The sequence below is a fragment of the Streptomyces sp. NPDC048419 genome (genome assembly GCF_043200415.1).
GTDB lineage: Bacteria > Actinomycetota > Actinomycetes > Streptomycetales > Streptomycetaceae > Streptomyces.
In genome coordinates this window covers 103,183-129,302 of the sequence record NZ_JBICXT010000006.1, presented here as the reverse complement: position 1 = coordinate 129,302, position 26,120 = coordinate 103,183, and the positions used below count along the sequence as shown (strand labels likewise).

Annotated in this window: 22 protein-coding genes; 12 read left to right on the top strand and 10 right to left on the bottom strand. The window is 68.3% G+C overall.

Translation table 11 applies throughout. The features are described from left to right. The first annotated feature begins 11 nt into the window (after nt 1-11). The 3 genes from ACGFYN_RS15705 (at nt 12) to ACGFYN_RS15695 (ending at nt 3,054) form a co-directional block, all read left to right on the top strand. Nucleotides 12-1,094, top strand: coding sequence for an inositol-3-phosphate synthase (locus ACGFYN_RS15705; RefSeq protein WP_393866373.1), 1,083 nt, complete (start codon nt 12-14; stop codon nt 1,092-1,094). A 95-nt stretch (nt 1,095-1,189) separates the two neighbouring features. Further along, a complete protein-coding gene (locus tag ACGFYN_RS15700; protein WP_393866372.1) occupies nt 1,190-2,452 on the top strand; it encodes an MFS transporter in 1,263 nt (420 codons plus the stop codon). 125 nt (nt 2,453-2,577) lie between these two features. Continuing rightward, nucleotides 2,578-3,054 carry a hypothetical protein gene (locus ACGFYN_RS15695; RefSeq protein WP_393866371.1) on the top strand — a complete coding sequence of 159 codons (477 nt, stop codon included), beginning with the start codon at nt 2,578-2,580 and terminating at the stop codon, nt 3,052-3,054. Between the two features lie 138 nt (nt 3,055-3,192). Here ACGFYN_RS15695 and ACGFYN_RS15690 read toward each other — a convergent pair whose 3' ends face one another. Beyond that, nucleotides 3,193-4,635 (bottom strand): CCA tRNA nucleotidyltransferase, encoded by a 1,443-nt coding sequence (locus ACGFYN_RS15690; RefSeq protein WP_393866370.1) that lies wholly within the window; start codon nt 4,633-4,635, stop codon nt 3,193-3,195. Between the two features lie 258 nt (nt 4,636-4,893). Between ACGFYN_RS15690 and ACGFYN_RS15685 the strand changes: the two genes are divergently transcribed. The 7 genes from ACGFYN_RS15685 (at nt 4,894) to trxA (ending at nt 14,650) form a co-directional block, all read left to right on the top strand. After that, a complete protein-coding gene (locus ACGFYN_RS15685) occupies nt 4,894-7,284 on the top strand; it encodes a DUF6049 family protein (protein ID WP_393866369.1) in 2,391 nt (796 codons plus the stop codon). Between the two features lie 43 nt (nt 7,285-7,327). Beyond that, entirely contained in the window at nt 7,328-9,604 is a 2,277-nt protein-coding gene (gene murJ, locus ACGFYN_RS15680; RefSeq protein ID WP_393866368.1) for a murein biosynthesis integral membrane protein MurJ, read from the top strand. Between the two features lie 138 nt (nt 9,605-9,742). Continuing rightward, the gene (locus ACGFYN_RS15675; protein WP_393866367.1) at nt 9,743-11,458 is read left to right on the top strand and encodes a protein kinase family protein; all 1,716 of its coding nucleotides are present in this window, start codon (nt 9,743-9,745) and stop codon (nt 11,456-11,458) included. 31 nt (nt 11,459-11,489) lie between these two features. Next, nucleotides 11,490-12,215 carry an RNA polymerase sigma factor SigM gene (sigM, locus tag ACGFYN_RS15670; protein WP_393866366.1) on the top strand — a complete coding sequence of 242 codons (726 nt, stop codon included), beginning with the start codon at nt 11,490-11,492 and terminating at the stop codon, nt 12,213-12,215. Next, nucleotides 12,212-13,129, top strand: coding sequence for an anti-sigma factor family protein (locus ACGFYN_RS15665; protein WP_393866365.1), 918 nt, complete (start codon nt 12,212-12,214; stop codon nt 13,127-13,129). The genes sigM and ACGFYN_RS15665 overlap by 4 nt, the downstream gene beginning before the upstream one ends. 169 nt (nt 13,130-13,298) lie before the next feature. Further along, the gene (gene trxB / locus ACGFYN_RS15660) at nt 13,299-14,267 is read left to right on the top strand and encodes a thioredoxin-disulfide reductase (protein ID WP_393866364.1); all 969 of its coding nucleotides are present in this window, start codon (nt 13,299-13,301) and stop codon (nt 14,265-14,267) included. A 50-nt stretch (nt 14,268-14,317) separates the two neighbouring features. After that, the gene (trxA, locus tag ACGFYN_RS15655; RefSeq protein WP_393866363.1) at nt 14,318-14,650 is read left to right on the top strand and encodes a thioredoxin; all 333 of its coding nucleotides are present in this window, start codon (nt 14,318-14,320) and stop codon (nt 14,648-14,650) included. Nucleotides 14,651-14,744: 94 nt separating this feature from the next. Here trxA and ACGFYN_RS15650 read toward each other — a convergent pair whose 3' ends face one another. The 9 genes from ACGFYN_RS15650 to rpmH all read right to left on the bottom strand — a co-directional run bounded on the left by ACGFYN_RS15650 (nt 14,745) and on the right by rpmH (nt 21,657). Beyond that, nucleotides 14,745-15,362 (bottom strand): GNAT family N-acetyltransferase, encoded by a 618-nt coding sequence (locus ACGFYN_RS15650; RefSeq protein WP_393866362.1) that lies wholly within the window; start codon nt 15,360-15,362, stop codon nt 14,745-14,747. Between the two features lie 297 nt (nt 15,363-15,659). Next, on the bottom strand, nt 15,660-16,760 hold the full coding sequence (locus ACGFYN_RS15645) for a ParB/RepB/Spo0J family partition protein (RefSeq protein ID WP_393866361.1): 1,101 nt from the start codon (nt 16,758-16,760) through the stop codon (nt 15,660-15,662). Next, nucleotides 16,757-17,830, bottom strand: coding sequence for an AAA family ATPase (locus ACGFYN_RS15640; protein ID WP_393866578.1), 1,074 nt, complete (start codon nt 17,828-17,830; stop codon nt 16,757-16,759). The genes ACGFYN_RS15645 and ACGFYN_RS15640 overlap by 4 nt, the downstream gene beginning before the upstream one ends. 298 nt (nt 17,831-18,128) lie before the next feature. Continuing rightward, nucleotides 18,129-18,845 carry a 16S rRNA (guanine(527)-N(7))-methyltransferase RsmG gene (gene rsmG, locus ACGFYN_RS15635; RefSeq protein WP_393866360.1) on the bottom strand — a complete coding sequence of 239 codons (717 nt, stop codon included), beginning with the start codon at nt 18,843-18,845 and terminating at the stop codon, nt 18,129-18,131. Nucleotides 18,846-18,961: 116 nt separating this feature from the next. Beyond that, nucleotides 18,962-19,474 (bottom strand): protein jag, encoded by a 513-nt coding sequence (locus ACGFYN_RS15630; protein ID WP_393866359.1) that lies wholly within the window; start codon nt 19,472-19,474, stop codon nt 18,962-18,964. Nucleotides 19,475-19,489: 15 nt separating this feature from the next. Further along, nucleotides 19,490-20,773, bottom strand: a complete 1,284-nt coding sequence (yidC, locus tag ACGFYN_RS15625; RefSeq protein WP_393866358.1) for a membrane protein insertase YidC — start codon at nt 20,771-20,773, stop codon at nt 19,490-19,492. Nucleotides 20,774-20,776: 3 nt separating this feature from the next. Next, entirely contained in the window at nt 20,777-21,130 is a 354-nt protein-coding gene (gene yidD / locus ACGFYN_RS15620; protein ID WP_384259296.1) for a membrane protein insertion efficiency factor YidD, read from the bottom strand. Continuing rightward, nucleotides 21,127-21,498 (bottom strand): ribonuclease P protein component, encoded by a 372-nt coding sequence (gene rnpA / locus ACGFYN_RS15615; protein ID WP_393866357.1) that lies wholly within the window; start codon nt 21,496-21,498, stop codon nt 21,127-21,129. The genes yidD and rnpA overlap by 4 nt, the downstream gene beginning before the upstream one ends. A 21-nt stretch (nt 21,499-21,519) precedes the next feature. Then, nucleotides 21,520-21,657, bottom strand: a complete 138-nt coding sequence (gene rpmH, locus ACGFYN_RS15610) for a 50S ribosomal protein L34 (RefSeq protein ID WP_015659252.1) — start codon at nt 21,655-21,657, stop codon at nt 21,520-21,522. A 383-nt stretch (nt 21,658-22,040) separates the two neighbouring features. Here rpmH and dnaA point away from each other — a divergent pair, with 383 nt between their 5' ends. Next, nucleotides 22,041-24,011 (top strand): chromosomal replication initiator protein DnaA, encoded by a 1,971-nt coding sequence (gene dnaA / locus ACGFYN_RS15605; protein ID WP_393866356.1) that lies wholly within the window; start codon nt 22,041-22,043, stop codon nt 24,009-24,011. 889 nt (nt 24,012-24,900) lie between these two features. Beyond that, nucleotides 24,901-26,031, top strand: coding sequence for a DNA polymerase III subunit beta (gene dnaN, locus ACGFYN_RS15600; protein ID WP_384259303.1), 1,131 nt, complete (start codon nt 24,901-24,903; stop codon nt 26,029-26,031). The last annotated feature ends 89 nt before the right edge of the window (nt 26,032-26,120 follow it).

Genomic DNA, 26,120 nt, shown 5'->3' with positions numbered 1-26,120 from the left:
GAGCAACCGGAATGGGTTCGGTTCGCGTAGCCGTCGTCGGCGTGGGCAACTGCGCCGCGTCGCTGGTGCAGGGAGTCGAGTACTACAAGGACGCCGACCCGGCGTCGAGGGTCCCCGGCCTGATGCATGTGCAGTTCGGTGACTACCACGTGCGTGACGTGGAGTTCGTCGCCGCGTTCGACGTCGACGCGAAGAAGGTCGGCCTCGACCTGGCCGACGCGATCGGCGCTTCCGAGAACAACACCATCAAGATCTGTGACGTGCCCTCCACGGGTGTCACGGTGCAGCGCGGCCACACCCTCGACGGTCTCGGCAAGTACTACCGCGAGACCATCGAGGAGTCCGAGGCCGAGCCGGTCGACGTCGTCCAGATCCTCAAGGACAAGCAGGTCGACGTCCTCGTCTGCTACCTGCCGGTGGGTTCCGAGGACGCGGCGAAGTTCTACGCCCAGTGCGCCATCGACGCCAAGGTCGCCTTCGTCAACGCCCTTCCGGTCTTCATCGCCGGCACCAAGGAGTGGGCGGACAAGTTCACCGAGGCGGGCGTCCCGATCGTCGGTGACGACATCAAGTCGCAGGTCGGCGCCACCATCACGCACCGCGTCATGGCGAAGCTGTTCGAGGACCGGGGTGTCATCCTCGACCGCACGATGCAGCTGAACGTCGGCGGCAACATGGACTTCAAGAACATGCTCGAGCGCGAGCGCCTGGAGTCCAAGAAGATCTCCAAGACGCAGGCGGTCACCTCGCAGATCCGCGACCGCGAGCTCGGTGAGGGCAACGTCCACATCGGCCCGTCCGACTGGGTGGCCTGGCTGGACGACCGCAAGTGGGCGTACGTCCGCCTCGAGGGCCGCGCCTTCGGCGACGTCCCGCTGAACCTGGAGTACAAGCTCGAGGTCTGGGACTCCCCGAACTCCGCCGGTGTCATCATCGACGCCGTGCGCGCCGCGAAGATCGCCAAGGACCGCGGCATCGCGGGCCCGATCCTGTCGGCGTCCTCGTACTTCATGAAGTCCCCGCCGGTCCAGTACTTCGACGACGAGGCCCGCGAGAACGTCGAGAAGTTCATCAAGGGAGAGGTCGAGCGCTAAAACGCGCTCCCCTCGCTCAAAACGCTCCTGCCAGGGCTCTGAGGGTCCCCGGGTCACCCGACTCGGGGACCTCCCCATATGTGAAGCTGTGCCTCATGGCCGTCGTCCGTGACCTGCGCGTCCTCCTGCGCTTCGCGAACTTCCGGCGCCTGCTCGCCGTCCGCCTGCTCTCGCAGGGCGCCGACGGCGTGTACCAGGTCGCACTCGCCGCCTACGTCGTCTTCTCGCCGGAGAAACAGACTTCGGCCGCCTCGATCGCCTCCGCGATGGCCGTCCTGCTGCTCCCGTACTCGCTCGTGGGCCCCTTCGCCGGCGTCCTCCTGGACCGCTGGCGCCGCCGCCAGGTCTTCCTCTACGGCAATCTGCTCCGTGCCGTGATGGCCTCGGCGACGGCCCTTCTGATCCTCAGCCACGTCCCGGACTGGCTCTTCTACGTCTCCGCTCTGTGCGTGACCGCCGTCAACCGCTTCGTCCTCGCGGGGCTGTCCGCCGCGCTGCCACGCGTGGTCGACACCGAGCGCCTGGTGATGGCCAACTCCCTGTCGCCGACCGCCGGTACGCTCGCCGCGGCCGCGGGCGGCGGCCTCGCCTTCGTCGTAAGGCTGGTGGGGGCGGACTCCGACGCGGCGGTGGTACTGCTGGGCTCGGTCCTCTATCTGTGCGCGGCACTGGCGTCCCTGCGTCTGAAGCCGGAACAGCTGGGCCCCGACCAGGAGTTGGTTCAGCCGCACGTGGCGGCAGCCCTCACCGGCACGGCCCGCGACCTGGCGGCAGCGGTACGGCATCTCACCGCGCCACCCCGACGAGAGGCCGCCTGGGCCCTCCTCGCGATGACCCTGATGAGGTTCTGCTACGGCGCCCTGCTGGTCATGCTGCTGATGCTGTGCCGGTACTCCTTCACCTCGAACACGGACGAGGGACTGCGGCTGCTGGGGACCGCGTTGGGGACGTCGGCGGCCGGCTTCTTCGCAGCGGCCGTGATGACGCCCTGGGCCGCCGGGCGGCTCGGCCCGGGCCGCTGGATCGCCGTGTGCGCCGCCGCGGCCGCGGTCCTGGAGCCGGCCCTCGGGCTTCCGTTCGCCGTCGGCCCCATGCTCGTCGCGACATTTGTTCTGGGGATGACGACCCAGGGCGCGAAGATCGCGACGGACACGATCGTCCAGTCCTCCGTGGACGACGGCTTCCGGGGCCGGATCTTCTCCGTCTACGACGTGCTCTTCAACGTCGCCTTCGTCGGCGCCGCCGCGGTGGCCGCGCTGATGCTGCCGCCGGACGGCCGTTCCGTACCGCTCGTGGTCACAGTCGCCGCTGTCTACGGGGCAGTTGCTGCGGCTATGGTCCGCTTTGAACGTCGGTAAGTGTCACATCAAAGCCACAGAGTCCCCCTCAACTACAGAACTGTCAGTGGGTCCCGGTAACTTACGTGCGTCTTACGCACCTCTTATGTGTGCTGCTCACCAACTCTTCTAGGGGGACCCCTAACGTGACGACTCCGCCGCCCCAGGGCCAAAACCCGTTCGCACAGGGCCAGCAGCCTTACGGCCAGCCTCAGGCCCAGGCCCCGTACCCGCCCCAGGGCGGCAACCCCTTCGGTCAGGGCGGCGTGCCTACCGCTCCGGTACCTCCGGCGCCGCCCGCCCGCCGCTTCAACAAGAAGGTGCTCCGCATCGTCGGGATCATCGTGCTCGCGATAATCATCGGCCTGGTCAAGTGGCAGCTCGGCAAGACCGACGCGGAGACCACCTCCAAGGGCAGTTGCATGCACAACTCGGGCACCCAGACCGACCCGAAGCTGAAGACGGTCGACTGCTCGTCGAGCGACGCTCAGTACAAGGTCGTCGAAAAGTTCGACAACACCAGCGACGACAGCAAGTGCAAGACCGTCGCAGACGCGGAGATCGCCTACTACCAGACGGGCGACAGCCACGATGTGGTTCTCTGCCTGAAGACGGTCAAGTAGGTAGAGAACGCCAAACGTTGAGCGGTGTTTCACGTGAAACACCGCCACCCGAACGTGGAGAGCGCCGCACCGGACATGCCCGGTGCGGCGCTCCTGTGTGGGCATGTTTCACGTGAAACATGCCCGCCCTCTCGTGCATCAGCTCTGCTCGGCCCACCACTCCTTGAGCGACGCCACCGCCGTGTCGTGGTCCATCGGCCCGTTCTCCAGCCGCAGTTCCAGCATCTGCTGGTACGCGCGGCCGATGACCGGGCCGGGGCCGACCCCCAGGATCTCCATGATCTGGTTGCCGTCGAGGTCCGGGCGGATGGAGTCCAGCTCCTCCTGCTCCTGGAGTTGAGCGATGCGCTCCTCCAGACCGTCGTACGCACGCGACAGGGTCGCCGCCTTGCGCTTGTTGCGGGTCGTGCAGTCCGAGCGGGTCAGCTTGTGGAGGCGGTCGAGGAGCGGGCCGGCGTCACGGACGTAGCGACGGACGGCCGAGTCCGTCCACTCACCGGTGCCGTAACCGTGGAAGCGCAGGTGGAGTTCGACGAGACGCGACACGTCCTTCACGAGCTCGTTGGAGTACTTGAGCGCCGTCATGCGCTTCTTCGTCATCTTCGCGCCGACCACCTCGTGGTGATGGAACGAGACCCGCCCGTCCTTCTCGAACCGGCGCGTGCGCGGCTTGCCGATGTCGTGCAGCAGCGCCGCCATCCGCAGGGTCAGGTCGGGACCGTTCTTCTCCAGCGCGATCGCCTGCTCCAGGACGATCAGCGAGTGCTCGTAGACGTCCTTGTGACGGTGGTGCTCGTCGCTCTCCAGACGCAGTGCCGGCAGCTCGGGCAGGACGTAATCGGCCAGGCCGGTGTCGACGAGCAGCGTCAGTCCCTTACGGGGGTGCTCGGAAAGGATCAGTTTGTTCAGCTCCTCCCGCACCCGTTCCGCCGAGACGATCTCGATCCGTCCGGCCATCTCCTTCATCGCCGCCACGACCTCGGGAGCCACCTCGAAGTCGAGCTGCGCCGCGAAGCGTGCCGCGCGCATCATCCGCAGCGGGTCGTCGGAGAAGGACGCCTCGGGAGTGCCAGGGGTGCGCAGCACCCGCGCCGCCAGGTCGGCCTGTCCGTCGTGCGGATCGATGAACTTCTTCTCGGGGAGCGCGACCGCCATCGCGTTCACGGTGAAGTCCCGCCGGACGAGGTCTTCCTCGATGGAGTCGCCGTACGACACCTCGGGCTTGCGCGAGGTCCGGTCGTAGGCCTCCGACCGGTAGGTCGTCACCTCGATCTGGAAGCCGTCCTTCTGTGCCCCTACCGTGCCGAAGGCGATGCCGACCTCCCACAGGGCGTCGGCCCACGGCCGGACGATCTTGAGGACGTCCTCGGGGCGGGCGTCGGTCGTGAAGTCGAGGTCGTTGCCGAGCCGGCCGAGCAGCGCGTCCCGGACCGAACCGCCGACGAGGGCGAGCGAAAATCCCGCTTCCTGAAAACGGCGAGCGAGGTCGTCGGCGACAGGGGCAACCCGCAGTGATTCACTCGGCACGCGGTGCGACTCCTGGCTCGGGGCACTGAGGTGGGCTTCGTTGGCGTTCGGCACAACAGAAGAGGGTACGTGGCCCGGGCGGGCGCGAGCGCCTCCATTAAGAGGGGACGAACATCTCCCTGGATACGGGTACAAGACCTGCCCCCGGCCCGTACGGTGGCGCTCTGCTTTATACACATACATAAGGGACGACCTGACGCCGTTCTCCGATCTTGTGGGACGGTCCGCGGCACTTCCCCTCAGCGCGCATCGTTACCATGCGTGGACGCACATTCCGACGACCACTGACGACGACGAGGGACGGGCGAGCGCGTGGCCGAGGCGGCAGACTTCCAGGGGACGACTCCCTCACCTGCCCGCCGCTGGCTGCGGCGCACCGGAGCGCTGCTCGCCGCGGCGCCTGTCCTGGCCGGTCTTCTCCAGCTGCCCTCCGCGGCTTCCGCGGAAGCCGCTGGTCAGACGTCGGTGAAGGACGCCTCCGGCTCGGGTTCGGTGGCCGTCGCCGTCGACTCGCTCACCCCGAACGTGCCCACGAGCGGCGACACGCTGACCGTGTCCGGCACGGTGACCAACAACGGCAAGCAGACGGTCACCGGCGCCCATGTGGGGCTGCGCCTGGGTCCCCAGCTGTCCACGCGCTCGGCCGTAGACGACGCCGCCAACGGCGGTGACAGCCTCCGGGGCGCGACGGGCACGGAAGTCGGCGGCAAGTACGTCGAGAAGTTCCCGAAGCTCACTCCGGGGGTCGCCGAGCACTTCAGCATCTCCGTGCCGGTCGACAAGCTGGACCTGGGAAGCGACGGGATCTACCAATTCGCCGTGTCGCTGAACGGCCAGACGTCGGCGGAGCCCTGGGACCAGGTCCTCGGCATCCAGCGGACGTTCCTGCCGTGGCAGCCCGAAGAGGCCGACACGAAGACGAAGACGACGTTCCTGTGGCCGCTCGTCTCCACGGTCCACATGACCGCGGAGACAGGATCGAACGAACAGCAGACGCCGGTCTTCCTCAACGACGACCTCGCCAAGGAGATCTCCCCGGGCGGCCGCCTGGAGGAGATGTTGTCCCTGGGCAAGGACCTCGACGTGACCTGGGTCGTCGACCCGGACCTGCTCGCCTCCGTCGACGCGATGACCCGCAGCTACCGGGTCCGGACCGGCGACAACACCTCCACCCCGGGCACGCACCAGGCGGTCGCCAAGCAGTGGCTGGCCGAGTTGCAGACGGCGGTGGCGGACAAGGAGGTCGTCGCCCTGCCCTTCGCCGACCCGGACGTGGCCTCCCTCGCGCACAACGGCACAAGCGTCACCGGCTCGCTGAGCCATCTCAAGGACGCCACCGACGTCGTCGCCAACACGGTCGAGCCGATCCTCCACGTGAAGCCGGTCACCGACTTCGCCTGGCCCGTGGACGGCGCCGTCGACCCGTCCATCGTCAAGGTCGCCACCTCCGCAGGTGCCGATCAGGTGATCGCGCGCAGCGACAGCCTCCAGGAGACCGGGGGCCTGCCCTACACACCGTCCGCCGCCCGCCCGATCGGCGGCGGAACCACGGCGGTGGTCGCGGACGCCCGTCTGTCGACGGCCTTCCAGGGCGACCTCACGAAGGCGTCGGCCGGCACGCTCGCCGAGCAGCGGTTCCTCGCCCAGAGCCTCGCGCTCGACCTCCAGTCGGACAAGCAGCGCAGCATCGTCGTCGCCCCGCAGCGCATGCCGACGACGGGCCAGGCCCAGGCGATGGCCGCGGCGATCTCCGCTCTGGGAGGCGGCAACTGGTCCGAGGCCCAGCCGCTCACGTCGGCCGCCAAGGCCAAGCCGGACCCGGGTGCCACGACGAAGGTGCCGTCGACCAGCGCGTACCCCTCCTCGCTGCGCAAGCAGGAGCTGCCGCGCTCGGCCTTCGAGGCGATCGCGGCCACGCAGGACAAGCTCGACAGCTTCACGGTGGTCCTCTCCGACGAGTCCCGGGTGGTGACCCCCTTCGGGCGGGCGACGAACCGCGGGATGTCCACGTCGTGGCGCGGCCGCCCGGAAGCCGCGCAGAACTTCCGCACCAACGTGGAAGAGCACCTCAACGTCCTGGCGGACCAGGTCAAACTGATCGACAAGTCCCCCACCAAGCTGTCCGGACGCAGCGCCACGATCCCCGTGACCGTCCAGAACAACCTCGTGCAGGGCGTCGGCCACCTGGTGCTGCGCCTCTCCTCGACGAACCCCACCCGTCTCCAGGTCGGCGGTCACGCCTACGACGAGCAGCCCGTGACGGTCTCCGGCGGGCACGCCCAGACGGTGAAGTTCACCACGTCGGCCAAGGCCAACGGCCAAGCGACGCTGGTCGCCCAGCTGTACACGGAGGACGGCCAGGAGTACGGCCAGCCCGTCACCTTCGACGTCAAGGTCACCGAGTTCACGGCCACGGTGATGCTGGTCATCGGCGGCGGCTTCCTCCTGCTGGTCCTCGCCGGCTTCCGCATGTACACGCAGCGAAAGCGGGCGGCCGCCCGTGAGGCCGAGGACGACGGTCCCGACGAGGCGGGCGAGGCCGCCGACGGGCCCGAGAACCCCGAGGGCCCGGACGACCGTCTCACCGAGGAGTCCGGCTCCGACGCCCGTGCGGACGAGCCTGAGCAGCCGAGTGACCCGACACCGGACACCGCATCCGAAAGCACCGACCCGTCCGGCACGGGTGAGAGAGTGGACCGTTGAGGATGCGTGGCCGGTGGGCCCGGGACTATGAGGTGGGGTAACCATGAACGCGCCGTACGACGGTGACCGCGGCCGGTCCGCGGGCGACTCGGGTCCACCCGAGGGTCCGCAGCCCGAGCACGGCCAGGCGCAGCAGCAGCCTCCCGCCGACATGTACCTCCAGGACGCCTACGCCCAGGACCCCTACCGGGAGCAGGACCTCGCCGCGCAGGACCCGGTCGCCGAGGCCCTCTACGACCGCGCCGCGCACCCTCCGCCGCCCCCGGGCACCTACCAGCCGCAGCAGCCGCTGTACTCCCAGCCGCCGCAGTCCCAGTACGCACCCGACCCGCGCGTGTGGGCCCAGCCGCCCGCCCCGGAGCCGGACGGCCCCACCCAGTACCTGCCCTACGGCGACGATCCCCGCAGAACCCAGTTCGTGGGCGTCGACGACCTGGTCACCCAGGCCGGCGAGGAGCACCACGAGCCGGACGCGTTCGCGCATCTCTTCCGGGACCAGCAGCAGGGCAACGGCTACCTGCCGTCGGACACCCCGTCGGTGCCGGGTCCCGCGCCTGCCCCGGGCGGTCCGTCACCTGCGCCGCAGTACCCGGCGCCGGGCGCCCCCGCAGCTGCGGCCGACCAGACCCTGAACCTCGGCGCCATGCCCGCCGCGGCTGTCGCTCCCGTGCCCGTCCCCGCGCAGAAGGGTGCGAAGTCCGGAGGCCTGCTCAAGTCGAGCGCCGTGATGGCGGCGGGCACGATGGTCTCCCGCCTCACGGGATTCGTCCGCTCCGCGCTGATCGTCTCGGCACTCGGCGTCGGCGTGCTCGGTGACACCTTCCAGGTCGCCTACCAGCTGCCGACGATGATCTACATCCTGACTGTCGGCGGCGGCCTCAACTCCGTCTTCGTGCCGCAGCTGGTGCGCGCGATGAAGGAGGACGAGGACGGCGGCGAGTCCTACGCCAACCGGCTACTGACCCTGGTCATGGTCGCGCTCGGCGCCCTCACGGTACTGGCGATCCTCGGGGCGCCGCTCCTGATCCGCCTGCTGTCCAACTCGGTCGCCAGTGATCCGGCGGCCAACGAAGTCAGTGTCACCTTCGCCCGCTACTTCCTGCCCTCGATCTTCTTCATGGGCGTCCACGTGGTGATGGGGCAGGTCCTCAACGCCCGTGGGAAGTTCGGCGCGATGATGTGGACCCCGGTCCTCAACAACATCGTCATCATCGTGACGCTCGGCATGTTCATCTGGGTGTACGGCTCCGCGGCCGACTCCGGCATGAAGGTCACGACCATCCCCCCGGAGGGCCAGCGGCTCCTCGGCATCGGCGTCCTGCTCGGCCTGGTCGTCCAGGCGCTGGCGATGATCCCGTACCTGCGTGAGACCGGGTTCCGGCTGCGGCTGCGCTTCGACTGGAAGGGCCACGGCCTCGGCAAGGCCGTCACGCTCGCCAAGTGGACCGTCCTGTTCGTCCTCGCCAACCAGGCCGGCGCCATCGTCGTCTCGCAGCTGTCCACCTCTGCGGGCAAGAAGTCGCCCGTCGACGGCACCGGCTTCGCCGCCTACGCCAACGCCCAGCTGATCTGGGGCCTGCCGCAGGCGATCATCACGGTCTCCCTGATGGCGGCCCTGCTGCCGCGCATCTCGCGCTCCGCGGCCGAGAGCGACAGCGGCGCCGTACGCGACGACATCTCGCAGGGCCTGCGCACCACGGCCGTCGCCATCGTGCCGATCGCCTTCGGCTTCCTCGCCCTCGGCATCCCGATGTGCACGCTGATCTTCGGCTCCTCGGGCACCAGCGAGGCCACCAACATGGGGTACATGCTGATGGCCTTCGCCCTCGGCCTGATCCCGTACTCCGTGCAGTACGTCGTCCTGCGCGCGTTCTACGCCTACGAGGACACGCGGACGCCCTTCTACAACACGGTCATCGTGGCCGCCGTCAACGCAGGTGCCTCGGTGCTCTGCTACTTGCTGCTGCCGCCGCGCTGGGCCGTGGCCGGCATGGCCGCCTCGTACGGCCTCGCCTACGCGATCGGCGTAGGCGTCGCGTGGAACCGACTGCGCAAGCGGCTGGACGGCGATCTGGACGGCGCCCGCGTCCTGCGGACGTACGCACGACTGGCCATCGCCTCGGTGCCGGCGGCGCTCCTCAGCGGCGTGGCCTGCTACGAGATCGGCCACACGCTCGGCCAGGGAGTCGTCGGATCCTTCGCCGCGCTGCTGGTCGGCGGGGCGGTTCTGCTCGGGATCTTCTTCGTCGCCGCACGCAAGATGCGCATCGAGGAACTCAACTCGCTGGTCGGCATGGTGCGCGGACGTCTGGGGCGCTGAGCCAGGGGTACGCGCACAACCATCGCCCGCCACCGTGTGTCGTGCATAGCGGCGGACTGTGGGCACAATTGGTTTCGGCGTCGGACGGCGCGCACGGAAGTCGGTCGGCGCGCAAGGAATGGGGAGGCGGGAACGACGGTGGCGGAACGGAGCACGGCTGCCGTCGACGTGGCAGACAACAGCGGTGACGAGCCGCTGACCGCAGAGGCGGACCAGTCCACGGCCGACGGGGTGGCCCAGAATCGGGAGCGGGACACGGAGATCGACGAGGCACAGGGGAGCGGCGGGACCGAGGGTCCTGAGAAGGCCTCACCACTCGAGCTGCACAGCGGCCACAAACTCGCCAGACGGTACCGGCTCGAGGAGTGCGTCACCCGTCTGGACGGATTCAGCAGCTGGCGTGCCGTGGACGAGAAACTTCGCCGTGCCGTCGGCGTCCATCTCCTGCCCGCGGACCATTCGCGGGCGCGTTCGGTCCTGGCCGCGGCCCGTTCCGCGGCGCTGCTCGGCGACCCTCGCTTCGTCCAGGTACTGGACGCCGTCGAGGAGAACGAACTCGTCTACGTCGTCCACGAGTGGCTGCCCGACGCCGTCGAGCTGACCGCCATGATCGCCGCCGGCCCCATGGAGCCGCACGACGCCTACCAGATGGTCAGCCAGATCGGCTCCGCGATGGCTGCCGCTCATCGCGAGGGCCTGGCCCATCTACGGCTGAACCCCAACGCCGTGCTGCGCACCTCCAGCGGCCAGTGGCGCATCCGCGGCCTCGCCGTGAGCGCCGCGCTGCGCGGCATCAGCTCCGCCACCCCGCAGCGCACCGACACGGAATCCATCGGTGCGCTCCTGTACGCGGGGCTCACCCAGCGCTGGCCGTACGAGAGCGACGCCTACGGTTTGTCGGGGCTGCCCAAGGACGTCGGCCTGATCGCACCCGACCAGGTGCGGGCCAACGTCCACCGCGGGCTGTCCGAGCTCTCCATGCGCGCGCTGGCCAACGACGGCGCGACCGCCTCCCGGCACGAGTCGCCGTGCACGACGCCGGAGGAGCTGGTGAAGGCGATCGGCGAGATGCCCCGCATCCGCCCGCCGGAGCCCACCTTCACGGCGCCGCCGGACTACCAGCGCACCACATACCAGCAGGGCACGTACGGCCGTCCCGCGCCGCACCCCGGTGCCGCGCAGCCGGTGCCGGCGCCTCCGGCTCCGCTGCAGAGCCGTACCGGCAAGGCGCTGAAGTGGGCCGTCTCGGCCCTTCTGATCGCCGCCCTGGGTCTGGGCAGCTGGCAGCTCGCGGACGCCCTCATGGACAGCGGCGACAAGTCCGACGACACGAACAAGACCCAGACGAACGACGGCAACGACAAGAGCGGCGAAGACGCCGCGGTCAAGCTGCTCAAGATCGACAACGCGCAGGAGTACGCCGCCGAGGGGTCCCTCCAGGCACCCGAGGACGCCAGGCTGACGTACGACGGCAGCAGCTCCACCTACTGGCGGACGAAGAGCTACAACTCCGGTCCCAAGCTCGCGCCGTACAAGCCGGGCGTGGGCATCGTCTACCAGCTCAGCTCTTCTCAGACGATCTCGACGGCGACGATAGGGCTGCGATACCCGGGGGACCACACGACGGTCCACCTCTACGCCACCGACTCCCTGTCCCCCTCGACGTCGGTCGACGGAATGAAGGAGATCGGAACCGCCACCACCAACAGCACCTCTCTCACGGTGAAGGCCACGAACAAGCTCAAGACCCAGTACGTGCTGCTGTGGATCACGGACGTGCCGCAGGCGCCCCGGGACAGCTACAGCGGCGCCGGCTACAAGCAGGCCGTCACGGACGTGAAGTTCACCGGCTGATCAGGTACCGCATCCCAGGGGAGGGGGTCCGATGGCAGATGACACCGCATACGGCGACGCAAGCGATCAGGACCTCCTGGCCCGCCATGTGAAAGGCGACCCGGACGCCTTCGGTGAGCTTGTGCGGCGTCATCGCGACCGTCTTTGGGCCGTGGCCCTGCGGACGCTGGGGGACCGCGAGGAAGCCGCTGACGCCGTCCAGGACGCCCTCGTGTCCGCCTACCGGGCGGCCCACACCTTCCGGGGGCAATCGGCCGTCACGACATGGCTGCACCGGATCACGGTGAACGCCTGCCTCGACCGTGCACGGAAGGCGGCCTCCCGGAAAACCTCCCCGGTCGACGACACCGAGCGGCTGGAACAGCTGCTGGAGCCGCACGAGGAGGCATCGGCACCTGCCGAGCGCAACGATCTGCACCGTCAGCTGCTGGCAGCCCTAGGCACCCTCCCGCCCGACCAGCGGGCCGCTCTCGTCCTCGTCGACATGCAGGGGTATCCGGTCGCCGAGGCCGCGCGCCTGCTCGATGTGCCGACCGGCACGGTGAAGAGCCGCTGCGCCCGTGGCAGAGCCAGACTGCTGCCGCTTCTCACCCATCTACGACCGCAGAACGCCGGCCGAGGAAAGGAACGGGGTGAGGGGCGGAACCGGACGCAGGGGACATCCGTCCCACCGGCAGCGGGGCCGCCGAGCCACGGTCCACGCGATACCGGGCCGAGCGATTCAGCTGCAGTGAAGGGCGGAGGTGGGCGAGCGTGACTTCTAAGACGGACATGGCCGGGCACCCGGACGTCAACGAGATCTCCGACCTCACCGAAGGACTGCTCGAGCCGTCCCGGACCGCCGACATACGGCAGCACCTCGACGAGTGCGAGCTGTGCGCGGATGTCCACGCGTCACTGGAGGAGATCCGGGGGCTGCTCGGTTCTGTGCCGGGTGCGACGCGCATGCCCGCCGATGTCGCCGAGCGGATCGATGCCGCCCTCGCGGCCGAGGCACCGCTGAGTGCGACGGCGCCCGGTGACATGGATGCTCCGGCGCTCCCCGGCGCGTCCTCTTCCATGGACGACGCCGACGACGACGCACATGTTTCACGTGAAACATCGACGGCGGATCGCCCCGCAGGGCACGCTCGTGCGTCCACCACCGGTCCGGGCCGCAAGCGCAACGAGCGCAAGCGGAGCGGGCGTCGCAGGATCGCCGTCCTGGGCACCGTCTTCACGGTCGCCGCTCTGGGCCTCGGCTCCGTTCTGCTGTCGTCGCTGGACGACGGCAATCCGTCCTCTTCCCAGGCTCACGGCAGGCAGTCCGCCACGGACACCTTCTCGGAGGCCAAGCTGGGGAACCAAGTCGCCGGTCTCCTCAAGGGCCAGAGTTCGGGGAGTGGCTCCCACGCTCCGCACAGCCTCGGTGTGGAGGGCGGCACCAACCAGCCCAAGGTCTTCAAGGAGCCCACGGTCCCGGCCTGCGTCCAGAAGGGCATCGGGCGGACCGATCCGGCGCTCGGCACCCAACAGGGGATCTACAAGGGGACGGACGCTCTCCTCGTGGTCATGCCCGACCCCTCCGTCGGCACGAGGGTGACCGCATACATCGTCGACGCGACGTGTGTGAGCCATCCGTCCTCCGCCAAGGCGAAGGTTCTGCTGACGCATTCCTACACCCGTCCCTGAACGGACACGCTTGGTCTTCCCCCTGCGTGGTATTCCGTACGGTGTGGCGACCCCGTGTGCCCGGACACAGTGGGAATGCGCGCCCCTTAGGATCCGTTGGGTGGGGTGAGAGCTTCGAGAGAGGCTCCCTCCGGTCAGACGACGCAGTCCAGAGACGAGGAATCAAGCCGTGAGCGACGTCCGTAACGTGATCATCATCGGCTCCGGGCCCGCCGGCTACACGGCGGCGCTCTACACCGCGCGCGCGTCGCTGAAGCCGCTGGTGTTCGAGGGCGCCGTCACCGCCGGTGGCGCCCTGATGAACACCACCGACGTGGAGAACTTCCCGGGCTTCCGGGACGGCATCATGGGCCCCGAGCTCATGGACAACATGCGCGCCCAGGCCGAGCGATTCGGCGCCGAGCTCATCCCGGACGACGTCGTCGCCGTCGACCTGACCGGTGAGATCAAGACCGTAACCGACACCTCGGGCACTGTGCACAAGGCGAAGGCCGTCATCGTCACCACCGGCTCCCAGCACCGCAAGCTCGGCCTGCCGAACGAGGACGCGCTCTCCGGGCGCGGTGTCTCCTGGTGCGCCACCTGTGACGGCTTCTTCTTCAAGGACCAGGACATCGCCGTGATCGGCGGCGGTGACACCGCGATGGAGGAGGCCACCTTCCTCTCCCGCTTCGCCAGGTCCGTGACCATCGTCCACCGCCGGGACACCCTGCGCGCCTCCAAGGCGATGCAGGAGCGCGCCTTCGCCGACCCGAAGATCAAGTTCGTGTGGGACAGCGAGATCGCCGAGATCCAGGGCGAGCCGAAGCTCTCCGGACTGAAGCTGCGCAACATCAAGACCGGCGAACTGTCGGACCTGGCGGTCACTGGCCTGTTCATCGCCATCGGCCACGACCCGCGCACCGAACTCTTCAAGGGCCAGCTCGACCTCGACGCGGAGGGCTACCTCAAGGTCGCCGCTCCCTCGACGCGCACCAACCTGACGGGTGTCTTCGCCGCCGGTGACGTGGTCGACCACACCTACCGCCAGGCGATCACCGCTGCCGGCACCGGCTGCTCCTCCGCCCTCGACGCCGAGCGCTTCCTCGCCGCTCTCGCGGACGAGGAGCAGGCCGAGCCCGAGAAGACCTCTGTCTGACCCTCACCATCCGCTTCCGCCTCACGCACCAACCAGTTAAGGAGCCCGCCGTGGCCGGCACCCTGAAGAACGTGACCGACGACTCCTTCGAGCACGACGTCCTCAAGAGCGACAAGCCCGTGCTGGTGGACTTCTGGGCCGCCTGGTGCGGCCCGTGCCGCCAGATCGCGCCGTCCCTCGAGGCGATCGCCGCCGAGTACGGCGACAAGATCGAGGTCGTCAAGCTCAACATCGACGAGAACCCGGGTACGGCCGCCAAGTACGGCGTCATGTCCATCCCGACGCTGAACGTCTACCAGGGCGGCGAGGTCGCCAAAACCATCGTCGGCGCGAAGCCGAAGGCCGCGATCGTCCGCGATCTCGAGACCTTCATCGCCGAGTAGTCGGGCGAAGCCGTCGAGTCGACGGCGATGTTTCACGTGAAACACGAATGGGCCAACCCCGAGGGGTTGGCCCATTCGCTTGTCCGGGCGACTTTCACAGCGGCCTCAGTACCGGCTCCTTCTGGACTGCCCCCAGGAGCCGGTCGAGCGCCATCTCCACATCTTCCTTCCAGGAGAGGGCCGTCCGCAGCTCCAGCCTCAGGCGGGGGTGCGTCGGGTGCGGGCGGACCGTCTTGAATCCCACGGCCAGAAGATGGTCGGCCGGCAACATACACGCGGGTTCTTTCCACCGGGCGTCGCCGAAGGATTCGATGGCCTTGAAGCCACGTCGTAGCAGATCCTTGGCGACCGTCTGGACCATGACTCTGCCGAGCCCCTGCCCCTGGTAGCCCGGCATGATGAACGCGGTCATGAGCTGTACGGCGTCCGGTGAGACGGGGCTCGTGGGGAACGCGGTCGAACGGGGCACATAGGCCGGCGGAGCGTAGAGAACGAAGCCCACCGGTACATCGTCGACGTAGACGACACGGCCGCAGGATCCCCAGTCCAGCAGGACCGCCGAGATCCACGCTTCCTTCTCCAGGGCGGGAGTGCCCGCTTTTACCGAGGCCTCACCGCTGACTGGGTCCAACTCCCAGAAGACACACGCCCGGCAGCGGTTGGGGAGGTCCTGGAGGTTGTCCAGCGTGAGCGGTACGAGCCGACGCCCCATGAAGCCTGTTCCTCGCTTCCCTCGCCCGCGGCGTCGCGGGCGGCTGTCAGAGCGCTGCGTTCTCTGAGGAGACTGCCGACGAATCCGCCGACCGCGCCCAGTCCCAGGCCTGCGCTCACCAGTCCGGTGCGGCTCATCGTTCGCATGGCCCCTGCCTCCCTCTCAGAGGTACTGCCAGGTGGGATGCGCCATACCCGAACGCATCGTATCCACCAAGGGATTCCATCGATACCGTCTGAAAGCAAAGAGCAGGCCGTGTTCCGGTACACACCGGACACGGCCCGCTCCGACGGCTTTCTACTCCTCGGTCTCCTCGGACTCGCCGTCCAGGAGACTCTTCTGCAGAACCGGTCCCTCGCCGGGGGCGAGGCTGCTGAGGATCCGCTCGAGGTCCTCCATGGAGGCGAACTCGACCGTGATCTTGCCCTTCTTCTGCCCCAGGTCGACCTTCACCCGCGTCTCGAAACGGTCCGAGAGACGGGTCGCGAGGTCCGTCAGCGCCGGGGAGACCCGAGCGCCGGCCCGAGGACCCTTCGAGCGCTGGATCGTCTGCGGCCGCGAACCCATCAGGGTCACGATCTCCTCGACGGCCCGCACCGACAGCCCCTCGGCGACGATCCGGTGGGCCAGCCGGTCCTGCTCCTCCGAGTCGTCCACGGAGAGCAGCGCCCTCGCATGGCCGGCGGAGAGAACACCGGCGGCCACCCGCCGCTGGACGGCGGGCGAGAGCTTCAGCAGACGCAGAGTGTTGGAGACCTGCGGACGGGAGCGCCCGATCCGGTCGGCCAGCTGGTCGTGCGTGCAGTTGAAGTCCTTCAGGAGCTGGTCGTAGGCGGCGGCCTCTTCCAGCGGGTTCAGCTGCGCCCGGTGCAGGTTCTCCAGGAGGGCGTCCAGGAGGAGCTTCTCGTCGTCCGTGGCCCGCACGATCGCCGGGATCGCCTCAAGGCCGGCCTCACGGCAGGCCCGCCAGCGCCGCTCGCCCATGATGAGCTCGTAGCGGTTGGAGCTCAGCTGCCGGACGACGACCGGCTGGAGGAGGCCGACCTCCTTGATGGAGGTGACCAGTTCCTGCAGCGCGTCCTCGTCGAAGACCTCACGCGGCTGGCGCGGGTTCGGCGTGATGGAGTCGAGAGGGAGTTCCGCGAAGTGGGCGCCCATGGGAGGGGCGGGGGTCTCCGCGAAGCCGTTGACCGACGGCTCCTCGGTTTCATGTGAAACGGGCGGCAGCGTGGCCACCTTCGCCGCGGCCACCCCGCGCTCGTTCGTCAGCACCGGCACGGATGACGGGGACGCGGAACCTGCGCCCCCCATCGCAGCCGGGGGCGGCGTCTTCTCCGTCGGTGCAGCAGGGATCAGTGCGCCGAGACCACGGCCCAAACCCCTCCGTCGCTCGCTCACTGAATGCCCTCCACCATGCTTGGATCACTCTGGGCGCCGATGTGGGCATGCGGCGCCTCATACGCCACGCCGACACCCTTCAACGCGATTTCTCGTGCTGCCTCAAGGTAGGACAGCGCACCGCTCGAACCCGGATCGTAGGTCAGCACGGTCTGTCCGTAGCTCGGTGCCTCGGAAATGCGGACCGAGCGGGGAATGCTCGTCCGCAGCACCTCGTCGCCGAAGTGGCTGCGCACCTCGTCCGCGACCTGGGACGCGAGGCGCGTCCGGCCGTCGTACATGGTGAGCAGAATCGTCGAGACGTGCAGGTTGGGGTTGAGGTGCCCCCGTACCAGGTCGACGTTCCGCAGCAGCTGCCCCAAGCCCTCCAGCGCGTAGTACTCGCACTGGATCGGGATGAGAACCTCAGCACCCGCGACCAGCGCGTTGACAGTCAGCAGGCCGAGCGACGGGGGGCAGTCGATCAGGATGTAATCCAGAGGCTGCTCGTAGGCCTGGATGGCCCGCTCCAGCCGGCTCTCCCGCGCCACCAGGGACACCAGCTCGATCTCCGCACCGGCGAGATCGATCGTGGCGGGGGCACAGAACAGGCCCTCGACATCCGGGACAGGCTGGACAACCTCCGCGAGGGGCCTGCTCTCGACCAGGACGTCGTAGATGGAAGGAACTTCGGCGTGGTGGTCGATCCCCAGCGCAGTGGATGCGTTGCCCTGTGGGTCGAGGTCGATCACCAGGACACGGCCGCCGTGCAGGGCCAGGGAGGCGGCAAGATTGACGGTCGTCGTCGTCTTGCCCACGCCTCCCTTCTGGTTGGCGACGACCATGACGCGTGTCTGCTCAGGCCGTGGCAGGCCCTCGCCGGCACGCCCCAGAGCCTCCACTGCCAATTGGGCAGCACGACCGATCGGGGTGTCGTCCATCGGGGGCGGTGTTTCACGTGAAACATCCTCCCCGAGGGACTCGGTACGGGGACCAGGGACCGGATCGGTCATCGGTCCCGCGATGTTGGCGTCGGACCGCAAGGATTCACTCTCCTCGACTTCAGGCTCGCAATAAACAGAGCCTCCCATGTCTTCGGGGTCGCGAACCAGTGAGGCCTGTTCTTCTGTGGAGAAATCCACCTCTGTGGACAACTCCGTGCCCCTCGCGGGGGCCCGAGCGCCACCGGTGGGCGCCTCTTCAAGTGAACCAAGAGGCTTGCGGTCGCGGGGTTCGGCCGCGGCGCGGCCGCGACTGATGATGCCGTGCAACAGTGAGCGACGTTTCACGTGAAACACGATGCACAGCCACAGTGGCCGAACTGTCGCGACACTCCGGCGTGTGTAGGTTTGGCAGCTTGTGTGGAGTACGTCTCGTCGTCAGGCCGGATCAGCGGCGCCGACGTACACGCCCGACTCGAGCGGCCTTGGCCTTCTTCGCGGCGAAGCGCACACCGCCCGGGCTCTCCCCTACTTCGACCCGCACCACCGTGGACAGCGGATCCACCACTCCTTCGCCCACATGCAGGATCGACGTCTCCACGGCACCGAGCTTGCTGAGCGCCGTGGCCGAGCTCTTGAGTTCCTCCTCGGCCGTGTCGCCCTTGAGCGCAAGCATCTCGCCGTACGGCCGCAACAGTGGGATACCCCACGTCGCCAGCCGGTCCAGCGGCGCCACGGCCCGTGCCGTCACGACGTGGACCGTCGGAATCTTGCCCAGGACCTCCTCGGCACGGCCACGCACGACCGTCACATGGTCCAGGCCCAGCAGCTCCACGACCTCGGTGAGGAAGTTCGTGCGCCGCAGCAAGGGCTCCAGCAGCGTGATCTTCAGGTCCTCGCGGACGAGCGCCAGGGGGATGCCAGGCAGGCCGGCGCCCGAACCGACGTCGCACACGGTCACGCCTTCGGGCACGACCTCGGACAGCACCGCGCAGTTCAGCAGATGCCGCTCCCACAGTCGGGGCACCTCACGCGGGCCGATCAGACCGCGCTGCACACCCGCCTCAGCGAGCAGCTCCGCATAGCGGACCGCGTCCGCGAAGCGATCGCCGAACACCTCACGCGCCTGCTCGGGCGCGGGGGGAAGCTCCGCTGCCTCCGTCACGGGGACCGTCCTTCCGTACCGCATCGGCGCGTTCGGCGCCGACCACCAGAACTATCAGGCTGACAAAGTTCGGCCCCGTCTGCGCTACAGACGGGGCCGGAGTACGTACGAACCGATCAGGCGGGCAGCACGACGACGAAGCGCTGCGGCTCCTCGCCCTCGGACTCGCTGCGCAGCCCCGCGGCCTTGACGGCGTCGTGCACGACCTTGCGCTCGAACGGCGTCATCGGCTTCAGCTTCACGGGCTCGCCGGTGTTCTTGACGTCGCTGGCCGCCTTGGCGCCCAGCTCGGAGAGCTCGGCGCGCTTCTTGGCACGGTAGCCCGCGACGTCCAGCATCAGCCGGCTACGGTCGCCGGTTTCCCGGTGCACGGCCAGGCGCGTGAGCTCCTGGAGTGCCTCCAGCACCTCGCCGTCACGGCCGACCAGCTTCTGCAGGTCTCGGCCGCCCGCGTCGCTGATGATCGAGACAGCGGCGCGGTCGGCCTCGACGTCCATGTCGATGTCGCCGTCGAGATCGGCGATGTCCAGCAGACCCTCGAGGTAGTCCGCCGCGATCTCGCCCTCCTGCTCCAGGCGGGACAGGGTGTCTGCACCCTCGGCAGCAGCGGAGGTGGTGCCTTCCGTCACGGGATGGGCTCCTTCTTACTTCTTGGACGGGGACTTGGGGCGCTGCGGGCCCTTGCGCTGCCCGGACTGGGCCTTGCTGCGGGAGCCGCTGCCGGGCTGCGAAGTGGTCTTCTTGGCAGCGGATTCCGGCTTGGCGTCCTCGGGCTCGTCGGACTTGCTCAGCGACGTCGGGGATCCGGAGCCGGCCGGCTTCGCACCGCCGGACGAACGCTGGGACTTCGACTGACGCTTGGGCTGCTGGCGCTTGGGGGCGGCGGCGCCGGGCGTCGGCGTACCGTCCTCGTTCACGGTCTGGGCAGCGGCGGCGTTGTCGCTCTGCACCACGGTGCCGTCGGCCTGAGCCGCGAGGCCAGACTTGTTCAGGGCGTTGATGAACTTGCGCTCGAACTCGTTGCGGTCACGGCCCTTGGTGACGATCGCCTTGATGATCGTGCGCTCGCTGCGCCGGCGGGTCTTTCCGTGGTGCGTGACGTGCTTGGTCAGGCGCTCCAGGTACGCGGCCTGGGCCTTCGAACCCGGGGTCGGGTTGTTGTGGATGACGTACATCTGCTGGCCCATGGTCCACACGTTGGTGGTCAGCCAGTAGACGAGGACACCGACCGGGAAGTTGATGCCGAAGACGGCGAACATGACCGGGAAGACGTACATCAGCATCTTCTGCTGCTGCATGAACGGCGTCTTCACCGTGGTGTCGACGTTCTTCGTCATCAGCTGACGCTGCGTGTAGAACTGCGACGCCGACATCATGACGATCATGATGGCGGTGACGACCCGGACGTCCGTCAGCGTGGCGCCGAGCTGGGCGACCTTGTCCGCGCTGTCCGTGAACTTCGCGGCGAGGGGGGCGCCGAAGATGTGCGCCTGACGGGCACTGGCGAGCAGCTGATCGTCGATGACGCCGATCGTCTTGCCCGTCGCGATGCCGTTGAGCACGTGGTACAGGGCGAAGAAGAACGGCGACTGCGCCAGGATGGGAAGGCACGAGGAGAGCGGGTTGGTACCCGTCTCCTTGTACAGCTTCATCATCTCTTCGGACTGGCGCTGCTTGTCGCTCTTGTAGCGCTCCTGGATCTTCTTCATCTCGGGCTGCAGCGTCTGCATGGCCCGGGTCGCCTTGATCTGCTTCACGAAGAGCGGGATCAGGCAGATACGAATCAGAATCACCAGGGACACGATGGACAGGCCCCAGGCCCAGCCCGTGTCGGGACCGAAGATCTTCCCGTACACCGAGTGGAACTGGACGATGACCCATGAAACGGGTGTCGTGATGAAGCTGAAGAGGCTGGCAATCGTGTCCACTAATCATGCTCCTTGGACATGGGACGAGGTCTCTGCGGCCGGGCTCGAAGGACCGCTGCCTTCGGTGGCCGATTCGGCGGCGGAGGACCCGCCCTTGCGTGCACGCCAGGTGTTGCGCAGCATTTCGTGCCACCGCGGGCGCTTACGCGGCGGGACATGGTCCACGCCACCCAGCGACCACGGATTGCACCGCAGGATCCGCCAGGCTGTGAGTGCCGTGCCCTTGATCGCACCATGCCGGTCGATGGCCGTGTAGCCGTAGTGGGAACACGACGGGTAGTACTTGCAGACCGGCCCCAGCAGCGGACTGATCGTCCACTGGTACAGCTTGATCAGAGCCAGCAGCGGGTACTTCATCGCGCGCCCCCTCCCAGCAGCCGCTCGATGGCGGCATCCAGGTCTCGGGCCAGTTGTGCATGGTCGGCGTCGCCCGCACCGGGCAGCGCTCGTACGACTACCAGGCTACCGGGGGGCAACTGGGCTACTCGGTCCCGCATCAGATGACGCAGTCTGCGCTTGACCTTGTTGCGTACGACCGCTCCGCCCACGGCTTTGCTCACGACGAAACCCGCACGCGTCGGGGGAGCGCTCTCCCCAGGCGCGTGCGGGTCCGTGGCACCGCTACGAAGATGGACGACGAGGGACGGGCGGCCTGCCCGGCGCCCTCGTCGTACCGCGGTCGCGAAGTCCTCGCGCCGCCTCAGCCGGTTCTCGGTGGGCAGCACGACGGCATGACCTGACCGGGATCAGGCGGAAAGGCTGGCGCGACCCTTGGCACGACGGTTCGCGAGAATCGCGCGGCCGGCACGGGTACGCATCCGCAGGCGGAAGCCGTGGGTCTTGGCGCGGCGACGGTTGTTCGGCTGGAAGGTGCGCTTGCTCACTCGGGGGCTCCAGAAGTCAAATCGGTGGTGGCGGGTGCCGTGCTGGCTGTCACCGTGCGCCCACGAGTAGCTCGCAGTTACGCCCGAGTGCACCGCTCCCGATCACCTGACGCGATCTGTGCCCATCGGAGGCAGGCGGCAGCAGCCATCGACAACTCGACCTGGTTACGGTACGCGGGGCTACGCCATCCGGTCAAACCAGCGGTCACTGAGAGACACTATCCACAGGCTGGGGACAACAACTTGAACCGCACCGGTCGCCCTGACTACCGTGGCTGAACTCCGATTCGTTCCTGTGACCCCACTTTTTGGGCTCCACCCCATTTCAATCCCGACCCGTCCCACAACCACACGTTCGTGGGACCCGTGAGAGAGCGTGCCCTGTGGCTGACGTACCTGCCGATCTTGCCGCAGTGTGGCCACGAGTACTCGAGCAACTTCTCGGTGAGGGCCGGGGACAGGGTGTCGAGACCAAGGACGAGCACTGGATCCGGCGCTGCCAGCCGCTCGCGCTGGTCGCCGACACCGCGCTGCTCGCCGTACCGAACGAATTCGCCAAGGGCGTGCTCGAGGGCCGCCTCGCCCCGATCGTCAGCGAGACGCTGAGCCGCGAGTGCGGCCGGCCGATCCGTATCGCGATCACCGTCGACGACTCCGCGGGCGAGCCCTCCGCCCCGCCGGCGCCGCCCCGCCCCCAGCCGCGTTACGAGGAGCCCGAGCTCCCCTCCGGGCAGTACGAGGGCTACGGCCGCCACCGTGCCGACGAGCGCCGGTCCGGCCGCCCCGAGCAGCACACCGACGACCAGCTGCCCTCCCCCCGCGGGGACCAGCTCCCCACCGCGCGCCCGGCGTACCCCTCGGAGTACCAGCGTCCCGAGCCCGGCTCCTGGCCGCGCCCGCCGCAGGACGAGTACAGCTGGCAGCAGCAGCGTCTCGGCTTCCCCGAGCGGGACCCGTACGCGTCGCCGCGGCAGGACTCCTACGGGGCGTCCGCCCAGGACTCGTACGGCTCCTCGGCCCAGGACTCCTACGGACCCCCGTCCCAGGATTCGTACGCACCGCCTTCCCAGGACTACCGCCCGCAGTCGATGGAGCGCCCGCCGTACGACTCGCAGCGCCCCGACTACGAGAAGCAGCGCCCCGATTACGACCAGCCGCGCCCGGACTACGACCAGCGCGACGCGCGCCGAGAGCTGCCAGAGCAGCGGTCCGGCACCGGGCATGTGCACCGGGGCGGACCGGTCGGACCCAACCTGCCCGCCAGTGGCGCGCCCGGCCCGCTGGCCGCTCAGCCCGCGCCGGCGCCCGGCCCCGGTGAGCCCACCGCGCGGCTGAACCCGAAGTACCTCTTCGACACGTTCGTCATCGGCGCCTCCAACCGCTTCGCGCACGCCGCCGCGGTGGCCGTCGCCGAGGCCCCCGCGAAGGCGTACAACCCCCTGTTCATCTATGGGGAGTCGGGGCTCGGCAAGACCCACCTGCTGCACGCGATCGGGCACTACGCCCGCAGCCTCTACCCGGGCACGCGCGTGCGGTACGTGAGCTCGGAGGAGTTCACCAACGAGTTCATCAACTCCATCCGCGACGGCAAGGGCGACAGCTTCCGCAAGCGCTACCGCGAGATGGACATCCTGCTCGTCGACGACATCCAGTTCCTTGCGGACAAGGAGTCGACGCAGGAGGAGTTCTTCCACACCTTCAACACGCTCCACAACGCCAACAAGCAGATCGTGCTCTCCAGCGACCGGCCGCCCAAGCAGCTGGTGACGCTGGAGGACCGGCTGCGGAACCGTTTCGAGTGGGGTCTGATCACCGACGTCCAGCCGCCCGAGCTGGAGACGCGTATCGCGATCCTCCGCAAGAAGGCGGTGCAGGAGCAGCTCAACGCCCCGCCAGAGGTACTGGAGTTCATCGCCTCCCGCATCTCGCGCAACATCCGCGAGCTGGAGGGCGCGCTGATCCGGGTGACGGCGTTCGCCTCGCTCAACCGGCAGCCGGTGGACCTGGGGCTGACGGAGATCGTCCTCAAGGACCTGATCCCCGGTGGCGAGGACTCGGCCCCCGAGATCACCTCGACCGCCATCATGAGCGCCACCGCCGACTACTTCGGCCTCACCGTCGAGGACCTGTGCGGAACCTCCCGCGGCCGCGCGCTCGTGACGGCCCGACAGATCGCCATGTATCTGTGCCGGGAACTGACGGACCTCTCCCTGCCGAAGATCGGGGCGCTGTTCGGCGGCCGCGACCACACCACGGTGATGCACGCGGACCGCAAGATCCGCAATCTGATGGCCGAGCGACGCTCCATCTACAACCAGGTGACGGAGCTGACCAACCGCATCAAGAACGGCTGAGAGCCGCAGGGACACGTTCCACAGACGTCGCCAGGGCGCCTCCGGAGGACATCCGGAGGCGCCCTTCGTCGTACCGGCGTCGTCCGCGGCGCCATGTCTGCGTTGTCCGTTGTTCGATTACCTGCCGGGTTACGGCCTCTCTCCACAGATCGCGGTACTTTTTCCCGTCCACATCCTGGGGACCGCGAAGTTGTCCAGATCGCCATCCACAGGACGCCCGTCGCAGAACGATCAACCCAGGTCAGGTGGTTGTGGATTCGTGGACGAAGGATCTCCACAGACTGTGGACAGCCGCGTGATCCACAAGCTGTGCACGAAGTTGTCCACCGGCAACCCACAGGAAGAAGCCGGTTGTCCCCAGAGATCAGCACCTTCTCCACATCGCTGTCCACTGTTCGGCAACGCGACGCGCCTGATCACCGTGTCGAGTGAAAGCCGTCACATGAAGGTGCCGGGTTGGCCTGTGGGAAAGGTGGGCAAAGCTGGGGACGGCGCTGGGGAGAAGTCGCCTCAGGCTGTGCACGGGGTGTGCAGAACTTCCTGTTCTCCACAGAACCCCGGAGTTGTCCACCGCCTCCGCCCACAGGGCCCGTGGACAAAATCTCGCCTCTGAGCTGCGGAAACGAGGTTATCCACGGTTTCCACAGCCCCTACTACTACTTCCAACTAGAGAGAGCGAGAAGTTCGATTCGAAGAGGGGGCTGTGCACAACTCGCTGTCCGGTGCCCGACTGCCCCTCGTCACGACTTGACCCCGAGAGGCACCTACTGTCAGTGCGGTGCGTCAGACTGGTCCCCGGTGTTCTTCCCCTCACAGGGACCGACGACACCGAGACAGAGACGAAGCCAGGCAGGGCGAGCAGCGCCGGCAACAGCAGGAGGCGGCAACAGTGAAGATCCGGGTGGAACGCGACGTACTCGCGGAGGCAGTTGCCTGGGCGGCACGCAGCCTCCCGGCCCGTCCGCCGGCGCCTGTCCTCGCCGGCCTCCTGCTGAAGGCCGAGGACGGCGCTCTGAGCCTCTCCAGCTTCGACTACGAGGTCTCGGCGCGGGTGTCCGTGGAGGCGGAGGTCGAGGAGGAGGGCACCGTCCTCGTCTCCGGCAGGCTGCTCGCCGACATCTGCCGTGCGCTCCCCAACCGCCCGGTGGAGATTTCCACAGACGGTGTACGGGCGACCGTGGTCTGCGGCTCCTCGCGGTTCACACTCCACACCCTGCCTGTGGAGGAGTACCCGGCGCTGCCGCAGATGCCGACCGCGACCGGCACCGTTCCCGGCGAGGTGTTCGCCTCGGCCGCCGCGCAGGTCGCCATCGCCGCCGGCCGCGACGACACGCTGCCGGTGCTGACCGGTGTGCGCATCGAGATCGAGGGCGACACCGTCACCCTTGCCTCCACAGACCGCTACCGCTTCGCGGTCCGCGAGTTCCTGTGGAAGCCGGAGAACCCCGAGACGTCCGCAGTCGCCCTGGTGCCCGCCAAGACGCTCCTGGACACCGCCAAGGCGCTCACGAGCGGCGACAGCGTCATCCTGGCGCTCTCCGGCTCGGGCGCGGGCGAAGGCCTGATCGGATTCGAGGGCGCGGGTCGCCGTACGACCACACGGCTTCTCGAGGGCGACCTCCCGAAGTACCGCTCGCTGTTCCCGACGGAGTTCAACTCCGTCGCCGTGATCGAGACCGCCCCCTTCGTGGAGGCCGTCAAGCGTGTGGCCCTGGTCGCCGAGCGCAACACCCCGGTGCGGCTGAGCTTCGAGCAGGGCGTGCTGATCCTGGAGGCCGGTTCCAGCGACGACGCACAGGCTGTGGAGAGGGTCGACGCCCAGCTGGAGGGCGACGACGTCTCGATCGCCTTCAACCCGACGTTCCTGCTGGACGGCCTGAGCGCCATCGACTCCCCGGTGGCCCAGCTGTCCTTCACGACGTCCACCAAGCCCGCCCTGCTGAGCGGCAAGCCGGCCCTGGACGCCGAGGCGGACGAGGCCTACAAGTACCTGATCATGCCGGTGCGGCTGAGCGGCTGAGGCGCCGGGAAGTTGTCCACAGGCCGTGGAGGAAACTCCACGGTCCTGGGGAAACCCGCAGGTGGGACCGTACGTTTGAGCGCGTATGC

Coding starts and splice junctions, on each gene's coding strand:
- murJ (WP_393866368.1), top strand. CDS start 7,328: ATGAACGCGCCGTACGACGGTGACCGCGGCCGGTCCGCGGGCGACTCG.
- yidD (WP_384259296.1), bottom strand. CDS start 21,130: ATGAAGTACCCGCTGCTGGCTCTGATCAAGCTGTACCAGTGGACGATC.
- sigM (WP_393866366.1), top strand. CDS start 11,490: ATGGCAGATGACACCGCATACGGCGACGCAAGCGATCAGGACCTCCTG.
- ACGFYN_RS15640 (WP_393866578.1), bottom strand. CDS start 17,830: ATGGGAGGCTCTGTTTATTGCGAGCCTGAAGTCGAGGAGAGTGAATCC.
- ACGFYN_RS15650 (WP_393866362.1), bottom strand. CDS start 15,362: ATGGGGCGTCGGCTCGTACCGCTCACGCTGGACAACCTCCAGGACCTC.
- ACGFYN_RS15700 (WP_393866372.1), top strand. CDS start 1,190: ATGGCCGTCGTCCGTGACCTGCGCGTCCTCCTGCGCTTCGCGAACTTC.
- ACGFYN_RS15705 (WP_393866373.1), top strand. CDS start 12: ATGGGTTCGGTTCGCGTAGCCGTCGTCGGCGTGGGCAACTGCGCCGCG.